The organism is Colwellia sp. PAMC 21821 (assembly GCF_002077175.1).
Classification (GTDB): Bacteria; Pseudomonadota; Gammaproteobacteria; order Enterobacterales; family Alteromonadaceae; genus Cognaticolwellia.
The window spans coordinates 2,612,999-2,632,050 of sequence record NZ_CP014943.1 but is presented as its reverse complement, the minus strand read 5'-3'; the positions used below and the strand labels follow the sequence as shown (position 1 = coordinate 2,632,050).

The 19,052-nt window shown below is 39.1% G+C and carries 14 protein-coding genes and 1 pseudogene; 9 read left to right on the top strand and 6 right to left on the bottom strand.

Annotated features, from left to right (window positions below):
• Positions 1 to 73: 73 nt before the first annotated feature.
• The 5 genes from A3Q33_RS11255 (at position 74) to A3Q33_RS11235 (ending at position 7,739) form a co-directional block, all read left to right on the top strand.
• Complete coding sequence (locus tag A3Q33_RS11255; protein ID WP_081180021.1) at positions 74 to 718, top strand: MarC family NAAT transporter; 645 nt, start codon at positions 74 to 76, stop codon at positions 716 to 718.
• A gap of 73 nt (positions 719 to 791) precedes the next feature.
• Positions 792 to 1,862, top strand: coding sequence for an efflux RND transporter periplasmic adaptor subunit (locus A3Q33_RS11250; RefSeq protein ID WP_081180020.1), 1,071 nt, complete (start codon positions 792 to 794; stop codon positions 1,860 to 1,862).
• Between the two features lie 10 nt (positions 1,863 to 1,872).
• Positions 1,873 to 4,926, top strand: coding sequence for an efflux RND transporter permease subunit (locus A3Q33_RS11245; protein ID WP_081180019.1), 3,054 nt, complete (start codon positions 1,873 to 1,875; stop codon positions 4,924 to 4,926).
• Between the two features lie 719 nt (positions 4,927 to 5,645).
• Positions 5,646 to 6,623 (top strand): DUF1852 domain-containing protein, encoded by a 978-nt coding sequence (locus tag A3Q33_RS11240; protein WP_081180018.1) that lies wholly within the window; start codon positions 5,646 to 5,648, stop codon positions 6,621 to 6,623.
• Positions 6,624 to 6,665: 42 nt separating this feature from the next.
• The gene (locus A3Q33_RS11235) at positions 6,666 to 7,739 is read left to right on the top strand and encodes a methionine synthase (RefSeq protein WP_081180017.1); all 1,074 of its coding nucleotides are present in this window, start codon (positions 6,666 to 6,668) and stop codon (positions 7,737 to 7,739) included.
• 115 nt (positions 7,740 to 7,854) lie between these two features.
• Here the strand turns inward: A3Q33_RS11235 and A3Q33_RS11230 are convergent, their stop codons facing one another.
• Positions 7,855 to 8,685, bottom strand: a complete 831-nt coding sequence (locus tag A3Q33_RS11230) for a sulfite exporter TauE/SafE family protein (RefSeq protein ID WP_081180016.1) — start codon at positions 8,683 to 8,685, stop codon at positions 7,855 to 7,857.
• A gap of 288 nt (positions 8,686 to 8,973) precedes the next feature.
• Here A3Q33_RS11230 and A3Q33_RS11225 point away from each other — a divergent pair, with 288 nt between their 5' ends.
• Positions 8,974 to 9,858 carry a LysR family transcriptional regulator gene (locus A3Q33_RS11225; protein ID WP_081180015.1) on the top strand — a complete coding sequence of 295 codons (885 nt, stop codon included), beginning with the start codon at positions 8,974 to 8,976 and terminating at the stop codon, positions 9,856 to 9,858.
• Positions 9,859 to 10,008: 150 nt separating this feature from the next.
• Here the strand turns inward: A3Q33_RS11225 and A3Q33_RS11220 are convergent, their stop codons facing one another.
• A complete protein-coding gene (locus A3Q33_RS11220) occupies positions 10,009 to 11,229 on the bottom strand; it encodes a helix-turn-helix domain-containing protein (RefSeq protein ID WP_081180014.1) in 1,221 nt (406 codons plus the stop codon).
• Positions 11,230 to 11,511: 282 nt separating this feature from the next.
• Between A3Q33_RS11220 and A3Q33_RS11215 the strand changes: the two genes are divergently transcribed.
• Positions 11,512 to 11,952 carry a DUF6326 family protein gene (locus tag A3Q33_RS11215; RefSeq protein WP_081180013.1) on the top strand — a complete coding sequence of 147 codons (441 nt, stop codon included), beginning with the start codon at positions 11,512 to 11,514 and terminating at the stop codon, positions 11,950 to 11,952.
• A 111-nt stretch (positions 11,953 to 12,063) separates the two neighbouring features.
• Entirely contained in the window at positions 12,064 to 13,041 is a 978-nt protein-coding gene (locus A3Q33_RS11210) for a tetratricopeptide repeat protein (RefSeq protein WP_081180012.1), read from the top strand.
• Positions 13,042 to 13,189: 148 nt separating this feature from the next.
• On the opposite strand, the pseudogene A3Q33_RS11205 reads toward A3Q33_RS11210, so the two are convergent.
• Together A3Q33_RS11205 and A3Q33_RS11200 are read right to left on the bottom strand one after the other, a co-directional pair.
• A pseudogene (locus tag A3Q33_RS11205) lies at positions 13,190 to 14,357 on the bottom strand (IS3 family transposase).
• 387 nt (positions 14,358 to 14,744) lie between these two features.
• Complete coding sequence (locus A3Q33_RS11200; RefSeq protein WP_081180011.1) at positions 14,745 to 15,629, bottom strand: LysR family transcriptional regulator; 885 nt, start codon at positions 15,627 to 15,629, stop codon at positions 14,745 to 14,747.
• A 168-nt stretch (positions 15,630 to 15,797) separates the two neighbouring features.
• On the opposite strand from A3Q33_RS11200, the gene A3Q33_RS11195 reads away from it, so the two are divergent.
• Positions 15,798 to 16,403 carry a short chain dehydrogenase gene (locus tag A3Q33_RS11195; RefSeq protein ID WP_081180010.1) on the top strand — a complete coding sequence of 202 codons (606 nt, stop codon included), beginning with the start codon at positions 15,798 to 15,800 and terminating at the stop codon, positions 16,401 to 16,403.
• Between the two features lie 526 nt (positions 16,404 to 16,929).
• Here the strand turns inward: A3Q33_RS11195 and groL are convergent.
• Together groL and A3Q33_RS11185 are read right to left on the bottom strand one after the other, a co-directional pair.
• Entirely contained in the window at positions 16,930 to 18,579 is a 1,650-nt protein-coding gene (gene groL / locus A3Q33_RS11190) for a chaperonin GroEL (protein WP_081180009.1), read from the bottom strand.
• A gap of 71 nt (positions 18,580 to 18,650) precedes the next feature.
• On the bottom strand, positions 18,651 to 18,941 hold the full coding sequence (locus A3Q33_RS11185; RefSeq protein WP_081180008.1) for a co-chaperone GroES: 291 nt from the start codon (positions 18,939 to 18,941) through the stop codon (positions 18,651 to 18,653).
• Between the last annotated feature and the right edge of the window lie 111 nt (positions 18,942 to 19,052).

Genomic DNA, 19,052 nt, shown 5'->3' with positions numbered 1-19,052 from the left:
GATGAATAATTTCAGGATAATTTATTATTTATGGTCTTTAATAACCTAAAGCCCGTAGTTGAGGTGCCAAAAAATGGAACAAGTTCTACAATTTTTAAGTTATATTTTACTCGTGGTTGCCGCACTTATTCCAATCGCTAATCCTTTTTCGACTGCGCCGATGTTTTTATCGCTTACCCAAGATTTTAGTAAGCAAGAACGACAAAAAGCAGTCAATTTAGCCACGCTTTATATGTTTTTGCTGTTGAGCGTTTTTTTAATATTTGGTGTGCAATTACTCGCATTTTTTGGTATTGAGCTCACTTCTCTTCGTATTGCGGGCGGACTCATTATTGGCTATCTAGGCTTTAGAATGCTGTTTCCTGCGCCAATATCCATGCCGGGTAGCACTGCTCAACAAACAACCGCAAATGATATTGCATTTATGCCGCTAGCAATGCCTTCTATGAGTGGCCCTGGCGCTATATCTGTTGTGATTGCCATGGCAGCAAGAATAAATACCGCCGAGACTTTGCAAGACGAATTATATGGCTACATCGTTGTTATAGTCGGTATTGCTGCGGCTGCACTTATTTGCTGGATAGTATTAAGCGCCGCGACTAAAGTCGTCAAATTTATGGGGGTTAACGGTATTTTAGCCATGACAAAAGTAATGGGGTTCTTTCTCATTAGCATAGGTGTAGATATGGTAGTTAACACCATACGCTCATTTTTTTAAACCTTGGTTGCTAGTGTCGACCACTGTAAAACTAGTCGCTTACTTAAGCGGCTATCAAAATGGAAAATTCAATATGACAATAACATCTAACTCATCGCGCTTATTCATATTAAGTGTAGCTGCACTCGCTTTTATCAGCGGTTGTAGCGAACAACCGATAGCAGAAAAAACTGCAGCCGCGCCGCGCCCGGTTAAATTGATTACCATTGCAAGTGCCGACGAATCGCGAGTGTTTACTTACCCAGCGACACTCGATGCTGTTCATAGCTCAAAGCTAAATTTTCAAGTTGGCGGTAAACTGGAAAAATTGAATGTTATTGCGGCGCAAGATGTTGCCAAAGGCGATGAATTAGCGTCGTTAGAGAAACGCGGATTTGTTAATCAGTTAAACTCTGCCAAAGCTCAGTTTGAAGCCGCTGAAAGCGACTTTATTCGCGGCACTACCCTGTCAAAAACAGGCGTAATATCTGCCCGCGACTTAGAACAACTAAAATCAAAAAAAGAAGTCGCTGAGTCCACTTATGATTCAGCTCAAAAAGCCATAACCGACAGTACGCTTATTGCTCCTTATGATGCAATAGTAGCTGCAGTACCCGTTAAAGTACTGGAGAATGTTACACCAGGCCAACATATTTTAACCTTGTTTGGCAAAGGACAAATGGAGGCAATCGTGAATATTCCTGCCTCAATTGTTGCCACCGTTAATACACGAACCGACAGACAAGCTTTTGTGCTGTTAGATGCGGCACCTAATGAGCCTATTCATGCAACTTACAGACGTGCAAATCTTGAAGCTGATAGCGCCAGCCAAACTTATGAAGTTAGATTCGTTTTTACTGCGCCCGAAGGCTTAAACATCTTGCCAGGCATGAATGCAAGCCTGCAAATTAAATTCTCTAGCCCGTCAAAAGCTAACACCGTTGCTGTGCCAACATTTGCTATTTTCCAAGAAAATGGCCAGCACTACGTATGGAAAGTATCCACTGATTCAATGCAAGTTAACAAAGCTCCAGTCACTATTGCTGACGGTATTGGTGAAGAGTTGGTTATCACCAGTGGCTTAAATGCAGGTGAAACTATTGTCGGTGCAGGTGCAAATTATTTAACCGAGGGCATGATTGTTAGCTCTTGGTCTAAATCTTAGGAGCGCTATTTTGGATATTGCAAAGTTAACCATTCAAAATAAACTCATTAGCGTCATTATTATTTGTTTGACCATAGCTTTTGGTTTTTCTTCTTATCAAAATATGGCACGTTTTGAAGATCCTGAATTCATCATACGTACCGCTCAAATATTCGTGCCTTACCCGGGTGCAAGTCCGTTAGAAGTAGCAGAAGAAGTCACTGAACGTTTAGAGCGAGCCCTGCAAGAATTACAAGAAGTTGACTCAATATCGTCTACCTCTTCAGCCGGTAAATCCGAAATAAAAGTTGATATTAAGTCTGAGTTTTCAAAAACAAAATCAGAATTACAAATTATATGGACCAAGCTCAGAAATAAAATTAACGATGCCAAATCATCGCTGCCACCGGGCGTAGGAACACCGATAGTATTAGATGATTTTGGTGATGTTTATGGGCTAAGCTACTTGCTGACCGCAGAGGGATATTCTCCTGACGAGCTTCATGCTTACGCAAAAAACCTGCAGAGCGATATATTACAGGTTGAGGGTGTAGCGAAGGTTGCCATGACCGGAGTCCAACAAGAAGGAATATTTGTTGAAATAGCCCGCGAAGAAGTGGCCGCGTTGGGTGTATCAATTAATAATATTTACTCAATTCTAGACAAACAGAACACTATGGTTAGCGCCGGTAACACGCAAATTGGCGAGCAAAGAGTGTTTATCGACCTTACCGGTGAAATCGACTCTGTTGATACCATCAAAAATTTATTAATTAGCGCAACCGGTGACGGTAAAGCCATCTATTTAAAAGATATTGCCAACGTCTATCGTGGTTTTCAATCTCCAACCACCAAGCTGGTTAGATATAACGGTAAACCGGCTATTTCTCTTGGCGTTGCAAGCGTTTTAGGTACCAATGTTGTTAAGGTCTATGATCGGGTTGACGCTAAGGTTATTGAGGCAGAAAGCCGCCGACCCATTGGTATTGATGTGCATGAATATTATCATCAAGGCGAAGTTGTGCAGGCCTCAGTAGATAACTTTGTTGTCAACGTCATTGTTGCCCTGATCATTGTCATGGTTACCCTGCTTATTTTTATGGGCTTAAACTCAGGTATTGTCATTGGCTCGGTATTACTACTGACCATTTTTGCCACCCTTGCCACTATGGATGCAAGTGGCATACCCATGCACCGTATCTCATTGGGCGCACTGATTATTGCCTTGGGTATGATGGTAGACAACGCGATTGTAGTCACTGAAGGCATGCTTGTTGGCATCAAGAAAGGCCAGAAGAAATTAGCCGTAGCGACTGAAGTCGTCAAACAAACTAAATGGCCTTTATTGGGCGGGACGTTAGTCGGTATAGTCGCCTTTGCCCCCATAGGTTTAGCGCCAGGCGATACCGCAGAGTTTACTGGACACTTGTTTTGGGTGATTTTAATATCACTTTTATACAGTTGGTTATTCGCTGTAACACTAACACCGCTATTTTGTTATATGCTGTTTAAGCAAGACAAAAGTGTTGAAAAAAGCCAAGAAAAACCAAATATACTCATGTCGGGTTATCAGCGCCTTATTACGGGTGCACTGCATCATCGTTGGTTAACCATAGCTATTGTTATCGGTATGTTTGCCACCTCAATGTGGGGGTTTAAATTCGTTAAATCTGGCTTTTTCCCTGCGTCAACCACGCCGCAGATGGTCGTCGACTTTTGGCTACCTGAAGGCACCGATATTGAAAAAACCAAAAAGAATATGCTGCAATTAGAAGCCTATATTCAAAAGCTTGAAGGTGTTGAAGGTGTACAAACATTGATTGGTGGTGGTGGCCTTCGCTTTATGCTGATATACGGTAGTGAGTCACCCAACAGCTCTTACGGGCAAATACTGACCAAAGTCGATGATTACAAAAAGCTTGATACGATGTTACCGCAAGTACAAAACTACATTGACCAGTCGTTTCCTGATGCCCAAGGCAAGGTATGGCGCTTTGTTATGGGGCCAGGAGGTGGTTCCAAAATAGAGGCCACCTTTAAAGGACCAGACCCTTCGGTGCTGCGAGACCTAGCAAGTAAAGCCAAAACCATTATGGTTGAAGACGGTGGCGCGCTATCGATTAAGGATACTTGGCGACAACGAGTTAGAGTAATTGAACCGCAATACTCAGCAGTGAATGCACAACGAGCAGGGGTTGATCGCAAAGCCATTGCTGATGCCTTACAGAAAAATTTTACCGGTCAAACAGTAGGGCTATATCGTGAAGGTGATGAACTAATCCCGATCATTGTTAGAGCACCAGCAAAAGAGCGTTTGCAGATAACCGATATTAGTAACATTCAAGTGCTGAGCCAACTGACCGGAAAAACGGTGCCATTAGCGCAAGTGACCGATGGCTTTAAAACCATTTGGCGCGACGGAATTTTAAAACGTGAAGATAGAATATGGACGATAAAGGCGCAAGCAGATCCGGTATCGGGCCAACTTGCATCCGAAGTTTTCAATAGAATTAAACCTCAAATTGAAGCTATTTCATTACCCGACGGTTATGTGCTGGAATGGGATGGTGAGTACGGACAGTCAAAAGAGTCTAATGAAATGCTAGGCTCTACTATCCCACTAGGCTTATTAGCCATGGTGCTCATTGTGGTCGTGCTGTTTAACGCCATCAAACAACCGATAATTATCTGGTTAGTGGTACCGCTAGCACTGATTGGCGTGGTCGTTGGGCTAGTTACGACACAAATACCGCTAGAGTTTATGGGTATATTAGGCTTACTTTCACTGTCTGGCTTACTGATTAAAAATGCTATTGTATTAGTAGACCAAATGGATGTAGAAATAAAGCAAGGTAAAGCAAGATTCGACGCGGTAGTAGATTCAGCCAGCAGCAGAATGCGCCCTGTAATGATGGGCACACTCACCACTGTTTTAGGTGTTATACCGCTGTATTTTGACGCCTTCTTCCAGTCTATGGCAGTCGTATTGGTCTTTGGTTTACTATTCGCAACGCTGTTAACCTTAATTTTAATTCCGGTGCTCTATGTAATATTTATGAAGATATCGCCGCAGGAAACGGCGTAGTTATTCCCTGAGAATAAAGTTTTGTAAGAAACTTTATTCTCAAAATTAAAAATAGGTAACCACATATATATTTGGATTGAGTTTTAGCTTAAGTGCTTTGACTCAATCCAACATATTTAGTGCATCTCCAGCACTATTAAATGAAAGACAAAGCAATTTTATTTGTTTCACCCATGCAGCCTGAATAGTTACATAATTGACTACTCTTGACTCACTCCCGGCAATTACATCAATAATGACTTCTACTATTAGCGACATCTACTCAACCATTACAGCCTAACGTTACCTATCCACTCAACTTATTATCGAAGAAATAAGGCGTGCGGTAATATTCACATTTTAATAACTCCAAAAGAATATAATTATTCTCAAGAGTAGTACTGATCAATAATCAGATTTAGACGAAATGTGGACTCGCCCTCCCCTCCCGAAATAATAGTCATTAACTATCGAAACTTACAAAAACACAAACTCATGAATTTAAATCATAGATTCATGAAATAAAATCAATTTTTTTCATGTAACTAACCACGTATAAAACACACTCTGCTTTTAACTTTAGACATTATTACAGCTGGTTTTCAATTAAGCCTTTAGGCATAAACCAAAAAAACTGTAGCAGACTACTGACAGAGAAAATCAGAAAAGGAAATTGCAAAGCTCAAAAAGAGCATGAAATACATTCAGGTTTTATTACAGAAATTGGATACTAAATCATCATGAATCAAGATTTTACTTTTACGATTAAGAACATTTGTCTCAATGAGAACTATCATCCTTCAGACAATACACGCATTACAACTAACTTTGCTAATTTGGCTAGAGGTGAGAGCCGCCAACAGAATTTACGCAATGCGCTAAAGATGATCGACAATAGCTTCAATGCCCTCGCCTATTGGGATAATCCCAAAGGCGAGCGTTATTCTGTCGAGCTTGAAATCATTTCTGTTGATATAGATATTGAGCACAGCGGACAGGCTTTTCCGTCGATTGAAGTATTAAAAACTACGGTTGTTGATCATCAAACCAGCGAACGCATTGAGGGCATTGTAGGAAATAATTTTTCTTCTTATGTACGAGATTATGATTTTAGTGTGTTGTTGTCAGAACATAATAAAGGCCAAACTCAATTTAGCATTCCAGATGGTTTTGGCGATTTACATGGCAAGCTTTTCAAATATTTTGTCAATTCAACCACGTATAAAAAGCACTTTAAAAAAACACCTGTGATTTGTTTAAGTGTTTCTGATAACAAAACTTATCTTCGAACGGGCAATCAACATCCTTTATTGGGTTTTGAATATCAGCCTAATGAATCATCGTTAACTGAGCAATACTTCAAAAAAATGGGCTTACAAGTTCGATACTTTATGCCGCCTAAGAGTGTTGCACCTTTAGCTTTCTTTTTCTTTGGCGATTTACTTAATGATTACAGTAACCTTGAATTGATAAGTACCATCAGCACCATGGAAACATTTCAAAAGATTTACCGACCTGAAATTTATAATGCCAATGCTGTGGCCGGAAATGTATATCAACCCAATTTAAAGAACCAAGATCATTCATTAACGCAAATTTTTTATGACAAAGAAGAGCGCAGTAAGTTAGCGATTAAACAGGGTAAATTTGCTGAAGAGCACTTCATCAAACCTTATCAAAAAGTACTCCAGCAGTGGTCTGCTAGTTACGCGCTTTAAATAACACAGCTAAATGAATAAAAAGGTACAACGGTATTTATTATGACAACACTTATCAACAAAACTAGAGCTAACAAAACCCTTACAGAAAAAATATTACTACCAACATCAACTGCAGGCAGTTTGCCTAAGCCTTCATGGCTTGCAGAGCCTGAAGCGCTATGGTCACCTTGGAAATTACAAGGCGATGAATTAATTGACGGTAAACACGACGCCTTACTGGTGTCATTGCATGAGCAACAACAAGCAGGCATTGATATTGTCAGTGATGGTGAGCAAACGCGCCAACATTTTGTAACTACCTTTATTGAGCACCTTACCGGCGTAGATTTTGAGAATCGTAGAACGGTTAAAATTCGTGATCGTTATGAGGCAAGTGTGCCTACAGTAGTTGGCCCAGTTTCTCGCCCTAAGTCAGTTTTTGTTGAAGATGCCAAACTTTTACGCCAGCAAACTAGTCAGCCTATTAAGTGGGCTTTGCCGGGCCCAATGACCATGATTGATACACTTTATGATGACCATTATAAAAGTCGCGAAAAACTCGCTTGGGAATTTGCCAAAATTCTGAATCAAGAAGCTAAAGAATTAGAAGCCGCAGGGGTAGATATAATTCAGTTTGATGAACCTGCTTTTAATGTGTTTTTTGATGAAGTTAATGATTGGGGTATTGCGTGTTTAGAGCGAGCAATTGAAGGACTAAAGTGTGAAACCGCGGTACATATTTGCTATGGCTACGGCATCAAAGCCAATACCGATTGGAAAAAAACATTAGGCTCACAGTGGCGACAATATGAAGAAGCGTTTCCTAAATTGCAAAAATCTAGTATCGATATTATCTCGCTAGAATGTCATAACTCTCATGTGCCAATGGATTTACTGGAACTTATTCGCGGTAAAAAAGTAATGGTTGGTGCTATTGATGTTGCAAGTAACACTATTGAAACCCCAGAGGAAGTCGCCAAAACCCTTAGAGAAGCACTTAAGTATGTAGATGCCGATAAGCTCTATCCTTGCACTAACTGCGGCATGGCACCTTTACCTCGCGAGGTAGCAAGAGGGAAATTAAACGCGTTAAGTGCCGGTGCGGAAATTATTCGAAAAGAGCTCGCTAAATAATAGGTTTGTTCAGAGCTGCAAGCTCTGAACTTCAAGCTCTGAACTTCAAGCTGTAAGCTGTAAGTTATAAGCTGTAAGTTAAATGATTAAAGTTCAGAGCTAAGAAGCGAGAGTCTTACAAAAATAGCTGCGCTAGCATGCGTAAGCCGGTAAAAAGTAGTACGAAGGCAAAGATTTTCTTCAGTCTTACTGCGTCTAACTTTGCTGCCAATGAAGCCCCAACAGGAGCAAATAATACGGTTAGCGGCACAATACAAACAAAGCTTGCTAGGTTTACCAAGCCAAACGTCCCCGCAGGAGCATCAACAGGTGTACTACCTAAAGTTAACATGGTTAATGCACCAGGCAAGGAGATAATTAACCCTATTGCCGCAGCCGTGCCAATGGCTTTATGAGCAGGATAATTATAGAGAGTGAGCAATGGTACTGAGATGGTACCGCCACCAATCCCTACCATAGAGCTGAAAAAACCAATCGATGTGCCCATGATCGTTTGCCCTGCTGTACCCGGTAGCTTTTGATACAGTGCCGACTTACCTGTTCTAAGCAACATATTAAGTGCTGATAATACCGCTATCACGCCAAACAGTAATGTCAGTATCGTACCTTCAACGCGAGTGACCAACCAACTTCCCGCCAATACACCTATAAGAATAAATACCGCCCAACGTTTGAGTAGGTCAAAATCAACATTCCCTTTTTGGTGGTGGGAACGAATTGAGCTAATAGACGTTGGTACTATAGTCGCCAATGAAGTTGCGGTTGCAACTAGCATTGCAGTCTCTGGTGATACCCCAAAGCTCTGGAACAAAAAAAATAATACAGGTACGATGACGATTCCGCCGCCTACGCCGAGTAAGCCAGCTAAAATCCCTGCAAATACACCTGTGGTAATCAATGCAAAAAGGGTTGAGATATTATTCGTGATAAATTCAATGATATACATTAACGATGACTTCTTTTTTTATGATGCTATTTTTAATCGCGGCAAAAACCCTACTTTCGAATCAAGGTACCGTTGCCGCCTACAATATTCAGACGTTACGTTATACAACAGTTTTAGAATCTCCAAGCAGTTTACTGCTGGCAAAACCCAAGAAAACGTATTGTCGCCATTATTTATTCCTATACCCATTATAAAAAACTTGTTTGATTAATAAAATGATATTATTTCATCAATCAATGAATATCGTTCATCATTAAAGCTGATAAACAGCAAAAAAGGAGTTAACCGGTGTTAGAAAGGATGCATTTAGAAATACTAACCGCAATAAAAGAACATGGCACCCTAACTAAAGCTGCTGATTCGTTACACTTATCTCAATCTGCATTAAGTCATAGTATCAAAAAACTTGAAGGCCAAATTGCTACACAAATTTGGAAAAAAGAGGGTCGAAACCTGCGTCTTACCGCTGCAGGAGAGCGCATTCAAACATTGGCTAATAGGGTGTTGCCTCAATTTTTACACACCGAGTTATTACTTAGCCAGATTGCCAAAGGTGAAATGGGGTCATTACGCATTGGCATGGAATGCCACCCTTGTTATCAATGGCTACTCAGAGTAATTAAGCCTTATTTAGAGCAGTGGCCAGATATTGATATGGACGTGAAGCAAGAATTCCAGTTCGGTGCTTTAGGTGCTTTGCTTAGCTACGAAATAGATGTACTTATTACACCTGACCCACTCTTTAAACCTAAAATAGAATACATACCTGTTTTTGACTATGAACATAGACTCGTCGTTTCTGCGTCTCACCCACTGGCAAATCAAAGTTTTGTATTGCCTGAGCAACTAAACGATGAAGTGCTTTTTAGTTATCCTGTTGAACCTTTAAGGCTCGATATTTTTAGTCAATTTCTCAATCCAGCAAAATGTTCAGTAAAAAAACATAAATACATAGAAACCACAGAGATCATGTTACAAATGGTGGCTGCTGGTAGAGGTGTTTGCGCCTTACCTGGTTGGTTAGTCGATGAGTATGAAAAGACAATGCCTATCAAGAGTATTCGTTTTGGAGAGAGTGGCATTCGTAAACAGATTTTTGTCGGTATTCGCAAAGATGAACAGCATATCGACTACTTAAACGACTTTATCACGCAGGCTAAAAAAACAAAATAATATATTTATCCTTCTATCATTAGCTTATATTACTTATATTTCCTGCCACCCTTCAATAAAATAGCTTCTTATTGTCGGGTTATTTAGTTGCTTTCATCAAAAGCACTCGTTAAGTTCTATAGATAAATGTGTGCACATATTTAGTGGTTTTCAATATGAACTATTTTGTTTACGAAACTCACTTGGAGTTTTTCCAGTTTCTTGCTTAAAGGCTTTATAAAAAGAAGATCTCGCATTAAAGCCAACCTCAAGCGCGACATGTAGCACACTGTCTTGATTGGCTAATATTTTAGGTTTAGCGGCTTCAATACGCCACTTATTGATGAAATCAAAAAAGTTTGTACATAGCGTTTCGTTTAACGTTTGTGAGATATAGTTGGGCGAAATAGCTAAATGGTTTGCGAGTTTTTGCAGTGATAAGTTTGAATCTAAATATAACTGTTCATTGCTCATAATGTTATTAATTTTATCTGCAATACGACTTGATTGCACCGCATCAAGCGCTGAACGTTGATACTTCATTGGAGAACTCATTTCAACATTGTCCTCATTATTTTGAGCTTCTTTTTCTTGAACTACTTTGTTTTGAGTTTCTTTATTTGGAGCCGTAATATCGACGCTTTCACTATAGCCAGTAAACCCGGGTTTTTGTTGCAAGCCAAAGTGGGCCAAGCTCCAGACTAGTAGTAATGAAAGAAAGCTCTCGGTTCTTATATTAAATAAGAAGTTGTCAAACAAGTTTGAAGAAAACACCGTAGCCAAAGAAAATAGCCATGTGCTAATCGCAATCAATAATAGCCAGTTCATCCAGTTAAGTGCTTTATCGTCATGATTAGAAAACACATTTTTTAACTGTTTACGATAAGTAATTAAACGGTAAATAATGCGCACCATGATATAAATGCATTGCCCAAGCCAGAGCATCATCATGACCAATAAACCTATAACGGTGGCGATAGCTAAGGGAGTAACCGCGTCAATATCGTCAATAAATATGTCTGTATACACACCTCTCGGCAATAGCATAATCATCACACTGGTGACTAAGGCTGGCCATAAAAGCACAAAGTGGCGTGTTTGTTTACGGTTTAGCTGCCAAGGTTTTTCAGCAGTTATCCCTTCAAGATAAAACCATAAACAGGGACACAACAAAAAAAGCGTAGGAAAAACTATCGCGCTGTACAATTGACTCAAGTCAGGAAATTGAGCATTAACAACTGGCACGAGTGCTATAGTGCTATTGGCAAGTAAAAACATTGCTAAAGGTAAAAAAATTGCTGACTTCATTGCTCGGCTCAGAAGAATCGGAACGCTTAACAATACCTGTCCTAGCATAACCATGCTGATAATCATTACGATAGGATCTGTCAAATTTCATACCTTCTTACACACTTGAATATTTAAGCGTTGAATTCTACCTCATTATCTACAAATACACCTAAAAAAGTGTCCGCGCTTCTAGTCTCGGACGACATAAGCTCTTATAAAACCTATTATTTAATCAATCACGGACAAGTTGCAATAACGCCCCTTAGTTATCTTGTCATTGTGGAAGTGTTAATAAAAAAGATGGGTATTGTCCTTCACTAATAATATTAACCACTACTTTTAACCTGTTAAATGGGGCATAAAAAATGAGAAACGGAGTTATAAATGAGTTCTATAAAGAGTACAAAAAAAGTTTTTGAAGACTTTCAAATAAACGTAAAATTGAAAATTTCAGCGCTTTGGATTGCGGTTATGTTTTGTTATGTCTATGGCGACTATATACAGATTTATGTACCTGGCATATTAGCAAAAGCGATGGAAGTTCAGGCGACAATTGAAACGCAATCTCAGTTTTTTGCCGTGGCTTTATTAATAGCAATACCCAGTGTGATGATATTTTTCACCTTAGTGGCTAAGCCTAAAGTCAATCGCTGGCTCAACATAATACTGAGCACGCTTTATATCATTATGCTTATTGCGACTAATTTGACAGAAACTTGGGTGTTTTACTTATTTTTAACCGCAATAGAGATTTTAATTTCAGTGGCGATTGTTTGGTACGCATGGAACTGGCCAACGGTTGAGGATAACGCAATTAATAACTAAGTATTCTTAGTAATGGTTAAGTAAGGCAGGTCAAAACGAGTACCGCTGATTAGATGAGTGATAGTTCAATTTACGTGACACTCTACAATAGATAAAAAATGGAATTTACAAATGAAAAAATTAATTTTACTACTCGTATGCATGGTAAGTCATCCTTTATACGCCAGCATAGAGCAAGGCATAACTGCATTCGAAAATGGAAACTTACCATTAGCTAAAAGCATACTGTTAAAGCAAAGCGATAAAGGTTATCAAAAGCCTTTTTATCTTGCTCTAATAGCTGCAAAAAGTGGAGAGTGGGATGAGGCCGAAGAATATATTAAGCAGGCAATTGAACTCGACGCTAAAAATGCGGAGGTGCAATTTACCTATGCAAAAATTATGGCGGAACAAGCTGAAGCGAGCAGCATTTTTAGTTTGACTGGTTATATTAAAAAAGTAAAAAAAGCATTTAAAGCCGCTGTTGAGCTAGCACCAGAAAATATTGAATATCGCAGTACCTTAATTAGATTTCATATTAATGCACCAAGCATGCTTGGTGGTGATATAAATCAAGCATTGCAACATGCTCAAGTGTTAAAAGGAATAAATGCGTTAGCAGGTACTATTGCCTTGATACAAGTTCATGGAAAAATGGAAAACACGATAAAATTTAATGAAGAAATAAAAATGGCAGCGCTAAATTTTGTCAATGAGCCCGAATTATATTATCAACTTGGACTTTACTATCAGGAAAACGAAAGCTTCAATGAGGCCTTAATTTATTTTCGTAAAACTGCCAATATGGCGACCTCTACTGAGAAACAGCAGGATGCAAAATATAGTGCTATCTTTCAATTAGGCCGAACAAGCATACTAAGCGATAGTAATTTTGATGAAGGTAAAGATGCTTTTACACAATACCTTAATGAAGCGAATGTTTCTGCCTCCATGCCTTCAAAAAACTGGGCTAAATTTAGACTCGCTAATATCATTGAATCGCAGGGCGAAGAATCAAAAGCGATACGATTATATAAAGACTTAGTTCAGGAGTCTTCAGACAAAAGCTTACAAAAAGCAATTCAAAAGCGAATAGAAAAAATCAGTTAATCCAATCTATAACAACTGATAAATAATGGCTTAATGATTATTCATTAAGCCATTTTAACTGCCACTATAAAGATTAGCTTTAAAGAACTAAGCTTTTATTTAGTATATTGACCTGGTCAACTAAATTCAGACACCCCAGTTAAGTTCGTTAAGCTACCTTTTTCAATTCTCTTTCTTTGCCTTCATATACATTTGGACTTTGGTAGCCCAGATATGAGTGCAATCGGTTGCTGTTGTACCACATCGTTATGTAGTTCATCACATCTTGTTGAGCATCATAACGGTTTGATAGTTGCGCCAATGTACGCGCTCTTGTTTTAAGCTACCAAAGAAGCTCTCTGCTACCGCATTATCCCAGCAGCAACCTTTCTTACTCATGCTGCCCACAAAACCATGTAACCTGAGTATTCGCCTATATTGATGACTCGCATATTGAACGCCTTGATCTGAATGTACTATTAATCCAGCCTTGGGTTTGCGTTGCCACATCGCCATCGTGAGCGCATCACAAACAAGTTGAGCTTTCATCCGTGTGCCCATGCTCCAACCAACAACTTTACGCGAGTATAGGTCGATTACTATCGCCAAATATAGCCAGCCTTCTGAAGTCCAGATGTAGGTAATATCTTGCACCCACGCTTCATCAGGTTGTTGAACATCAAAGTTTTGCTCAAGTTCGTTCGCATAAATGGGCTTGTTGTGTTCGCTATTTGTCGTTGCTTTATATTTTTTCTTATAACGCACCCAAACGTTCGCCTCTTTCATTAACTGCGCTGTTTTTCTGCGGCTAACAGGGTAACTAAGTGCATTTAAGGATTTTTGAATACGTCTTGCGCCATAAGTATTGTCGCTAAACTTAGCGATGTCTTTTACCCATTCCAACATCTCTTGATGCGTTGTATCAATGGGCTTTTGAGCCTTTCTTTTTTGATAACTATAATAGTTGTTACTTCTTACACCCAATACGCGACACATCAGTATCACGGGCCAGATCTTCTTATGTTGGGCAACAAACGAATATATTACTTCGTTTCCTTTGCAAAGAAGACCGTCGCTTTTTTTAATATTTCACGCTCCATTTCTAGGCGCTTGACTTGGGCTTTAAGTTTACGGATTTCATCTTGCTCTGGCGTAAGCTTTCCATTTCCTCTAAAAGCATGACCATCATCATTTTCAGCTTCTTTGATCCATCGGCCAAGCACTTGCGCACTGACGTCTAGATTTCTAGCAGCTTCAGCTACAGGATAGTTTTGATCCCTAACGAGGGCGATTGCATCTAGTTTGAATTCTTTTGAATAAGTTTTACGGTTTTTCATTTATATCTCCAGTTAAGTCAATTATGTCTTAACTGAGGTAGTCGAATCAATTAGACCACGTCAAACTGATACTTATATAAAAAATATAATCCACAAAGTGGGATACCCCACATCATACGCCAACCGTTCAAATGGCTTAATTAAGTTATTGAAAAATAATAAAATAAACTGTATTTTAAAATTTCATCGTAGTTCACCACTATTCCAACACAGAGTTTAAAATTGTTACTACTCCCTGTTTGCTTAGCCACCATTCCCGACATTCATTTAATTGCTTTGGCTAGATTTTAAAGTTCGTTTAGTTGATGTTGGCAAACTTTTTTCTATAGGTCATCATGTGTAATGACTACCTTATCTGCACATATAATTGGTAAATGAAATAATTTATTACTCAACTTGTAACAGTGATATTACCCATTTTTGTAACGCATCTTCACTATATCGAGGATGCCAAGCAGCGATAACATCAAAATTATCAGGTGATTCTTCAAGTTTAATCTCTATTAAATCTAAGCCTGTTATCGCTCGTGAAGGTAAGAAAGCTATTGAATCGGTGGTTTCTAAATACATTGGTACGATAGAGAAGCATGGTGCAGATACTACAACATTTCGTTTTAGGCCAAACTTCTTGAACCAATCATCAATAGAACCTTTAAAATTTGGCCGTGAAGGTGAAGCAATAATGCTTGGGTAACTCGCAATTTCAGCAAGAGTAGGGCTTTTATGTGCGATAGATGCATTGGGTGAGGCAACACATATATGATGTTCTTCAAAAAGCTTTACGGTTGGATAGTTATCTGGAATATAGTCAGGAAATGCGATTGCTAAATTAATTTTTCCACTTTCCATTAACTCATTAACTTTGTCTAACTCAAAATCACGAACTATTATCATCAGCTTAGGGGATTCTTTTCTGAGCAAAGATATTAATGACGGTAATACAACCTGTTGGGCATAATCGGTCGCAGCAATGACAAAAGTGCCTGTGATTGTTTTAGGATCAAAACTTTTCGGTGATAAAAGTGCGGTAAAATCATTTAGAAGTTTGTCTACGCCTATAGATAAGCTTTCAGCAAATGGCGTTGGTACAAAGCCATTCGTTTTTCTCAGAAATAATCTATCATCAAAAACATCACGTAACTTTTTTAGATGCTCACTTACAGCTTGTTGAGTTAAGCCTAACTGATTGGCTGCTTTTGATGCGTTTTGTTCTTGTATGAGGGCCTGAAATACTCTTAATTGTTTAAGATCTAATCGGTCTAACTTACTCATATCTATCTGCCATTACTTTTGCCTACTGTATGCGGCAATCTAACACATAACCATATTTTCTTGTATCACTAACAAAAACTCTTTGTTTCAATTTGTTTAGCATGGTGTTTACACTCTCTCCATCAAATCAGTTTAACCAAATTGATAGAAGTTAAGAGAGAGAATCAAATGAAAACAGTTATTTTAATCGGTGCGTTAGGAAAAGTGGGGCAAGCGGCATTAACAGGTTTAGGCAACCACAAGGTTATTACAGCAGGACGCTCTGGTAATGTTGACCATATTGTTGATATTACCAATGAACAATCTATAAGAACCTTATATGAAACGGTCGGTCATTTCGATGCCGTAGTGAATACGGTTGGGTTTTGTGAATACGCTACATTTACAGAAATGACTGAAGCACAATGGATGACTACGGTGATGAGTAAAATGATGGGGCAAATAAATTTAGTGCGAATTGGACAAGAGTACATTGCTGATAGTGGCTCATTTACATTAGTCAGTGGTATTTTAAATACTAAACCCATTCCATTTGCCATTGCTGATGCAACGACAAGCGGTGCAATTGATACTTTTGTAAAAATTGTTTCGTTAGAAATGCCAAGAAATACCCGTATTAATGTCGTTAACCCAACGGTATTAGCTGAAGCATGGGATGTATACGGTGAAATGATGGCTGGTTTTCAGCCTGTGCCAGGAACGTTAGTAGGTAAAGCTTTTGAACGTTCAGTAGATGGCTTTATTAATGGCGAAGTTATTTTCGTAGACGCTTAGTACATTCAACTGAGGGCACTAAAATAAGGTGCTCTCAAACGCTACGAGTAACACTTGTTTTTAATTGAACAGGTTGTTTCTAAATCATCAGACTGTATAGCGCTCGATTTACAAGATACAAATTTATCGCTTAGGAATACATAATGAATAAATATACTCTAGTACTAGTTAGCATTCTTCTCTCAGGTTGTAGCAATTTTGAACGCTCTGATTACGAAAAATCGGTAGTAGAACAAGAAGAAGTGAATCAGATTTGTAAAAAATATTGAGACATAAAAGTTTAATTAGCCGCTGTCGTACAGTTAGTTTACGTTAATAAATTAACATAAATAAGAGGTCCCGTTGTAGGAGAGAATTTGGCTCTCAATAACTGACCGTTTTGTAGCATCAATTAGCATTCTGAGATGCACTCCACTGTCGGCAATGAGCTTATTACAGACTCTCAATAAACAATAAAAAAGCCTGAATATCACTATTCAGGCTTTCGTTTAAACGGTTAAAGCTTCAGTTATAGATTTAAAATCTATTACATCATGCCGCCCATTCCGCCCATACCACCCATGCCGCCCATATCAGGCATGCCACCAGCATCTTTCGTTGGTGCATCGGTGATCATTGCTTCTGTTGTTAGCATTAAGCCAGCAATTGAGGCAGCAAACTGTAATGCACTACGCGTTACTTTAGTTGGGTCAAGAATACCCATTTCTAACATATCGCCGTAAGTGCTATTGCTAGCATTGTAACCGTAGTTACCTGTGCCGCCTGTGCGTACTTGGTTTAATACTACTGAGGCTTCGTCACCTGAGTTAGTTGCGATTTGACGTAAAGGAGCAGACATTGCACGGATAGCTACGTTAATACCGTGTGTTTGGTCTTCGTTAATACCTTCTAAGTCTTTAATGGCGTCTGCAGCACGAACTAGTGCAACACCACCACCAGCAACTACGCCTTCTTCAACCGCTGCGCGAGTTGCATGTAATGCATCTTCAACACGGGCTTTTTTCTCTTTCATTTCCATTTCTGTTGCTGCGCCAATCTTGATAACCGCAACACCGCCAGCTAATTTAGCTAAACGTTCTTGTAATTTTTCTTTGTCGTAATCTGAAGAAGAATCTTCAATTTGACCACGAATTTGTGCAACGCGAGCTTTAATTTCAGCTTCTTCGCCAATACCGTCAATGATCGTTGTATTGTCTTTAGAGATAACTACACGTTTAGCTTGACCTAAGTCTTCTAAAGTCGTTTTCTCAAGCTCCATACCGATTTCTTCAGATATCACAGTCGCTTTTGTTAATGTTGCGATGTCTTGTAACATGGCTTTACGACGGTCGCCGAAACCTGGTGCTTTAACAGCAGCAACTTTCACGATACCACGCATGTTGTTCACTACTAATGTAGCAAGTGCTTCGCCTTCAACGTCTTCAGCAATAATAAGTAGTGGTTTACCCGCTTTAGCAACACCTTCAAGTGTCGTTAACAATTCACGGATATTAGATACTTTTTTATCAACTAATAAGATGAAAGGGTTTTCTAATTCAACACTACCGCTTTCTTGGTTATTGATGAAATATGGAGAAAGGTAACCACGGTCGAATTGCATGCCTTCAACAACGTCTAGCTCGTCTGTTAGGGCTTGACCTTCTTCAACAGTAATAACACCTTCAGTGCCTACTTTGTCCATTGCGGTTGCAATAATTTTACCAACAGTTTCATCAGAGTTAGCAGAAATAGTACCTACTTGCTCAATGGCTTTGGTGTCGTTACATTCTTGTGATAAACCTTTAAGTGCTTCAACTGCAGCAATAACTGCTTTGTCGATACCACGTTTAAGATCCATTGGGTTCATGCCTGCAGCAATTGATTTTAAACCTTCGTTTACAATCGCTTGTGCTAAAACAGTTGCCGTAGTTGTACCGTCACCTGCTTCGTCATTGGCTTTAGAAGCAACTTCTTTAACCATTTGTGCGCCCATGTTTTCGAATTTATCTTCTAATTCGATTTCTTTCGCAACTGATACACCATCTTTAGTGATCGTTGGGCCGCCAAATGATTTGTCTAACACTACGTTACGACCTTTAGGGCCTAATGTAACTTTTACTGCGTCTGCAAGTATGTTGACACCTTTAAGCATTTTTGCGCGGGCGTCGTTACCAAATAATACGTCTTTTGCTGCCATTTTCATGGTTCCTTATATTCTGTTTTGTACCAAAGTGAATCAGTACAATAAAATGAGTGGAAAATTGTTAATTATTCAACGATGGCTAAAATGTCAGACTCTGACAAAATTAGAACTTCTTCACCGTCAATTTTTTCAGTTTTCATGCCGTAACCTTCACTGAAGATTATTTGGTCGCCAACTTTTACATCTAGCGGACGCACGTCACCGTTTTCTAGAATTCGGCCTTTGCCTACAGCAACTACTTCACCACGTGTTGATTTTTCAGCCGCACTACCTGTTAATACGATACCGCCGGCAGATTTTGACTCTACTTCTTTACGTTTGATGATCACACGATCGTGTAATGGACGAATACTCATTTTTTTCTCCTGAGATGTTCAATTTAATAAAAAATTAAGAATTTTAATTTTGTTGTTATTAATTAGTAAAAGTAAGATGGGGATTAAATAAAACTTCACAAGCCCACCGGC

Bases quoted from the DNA above. Each gene is read 5' to 3' on its own strand.
- A3Q33_RS11255 (WP_081180021.1), top strand. From the start codon at position 74: ATGGAACAAGTTCTACAATTTTTAAGTTATATTTTACTCGTGGTTGCC.
- A3Q33_RS11250 (WP_081180020.1), top strand. From the start codon at position 792: ATGACAATAACATCTAACTCATCGCGCTTATTCATATTAAGTGTAGCT.
- A3Q33_RS11240 (WP_081180018.1), top strand. From the start codon at position 5,646: ATGAATCAAGATTTTACTTTTACGATTAAGAACATTTGTCTCAATGAG.
- A3Q33_RS11235 (WP_081180017.1), top strand. From the start codon at position 6,666: ATGACAACACTTATCAACAAAACTAGAGCTAACAAAACCCTTACAGAA.
- A3Q33_RS11230 (WP_081180016.1), bottom strand. From the start codon at position 8,685: ATGTATATCATTGAATTTATCACGAATAATATCTCAACCCTTTTTGCA.
- A3Q33_RS11215 (WP_081180013.1), top strand. From the start codon at position 11,512: ATGAGTTCTATAAAGAGTACAAAAAAAGTTTTTGAAGACTTTCAAATA.
- A3Q33_RS11210 (WP_081180012.1), top strand. From the start codon at position 12,064: ATGAAAAAATTAATTTTACTACTCGTATGCATGGTAAGTCATCCTTTA.
- A3Q33_RS11200 (WP_081180011.1), bottom strand. From the start codon at position 15,629: ATGAGTAAGTTAGACCGATTAGATCTTAAACAATTAAGAGTATTTCAG.
- A3Q33_RS11195 (WP_081180010.1), top strand. From the start codon at position 15,798: ATGAAAACAGTTATTTTAATCGGTGCGTTAGGAAAAGTGGGGCAAGCG.
- groL (WP_081180009.1), bottom strand. From the start codon at position 18,579: ATGGCAGCAAAAGACGTATTATTTGGTAACGACGCCCGCGCAAAAATG.
- A3Q33_RS11185 (WP_081180008.1), bottom strand. From the start codon at position 18,941: ATGAGTATTCGTCCATTACACGATCGTGTGATCATCAAACGTAAAGAA.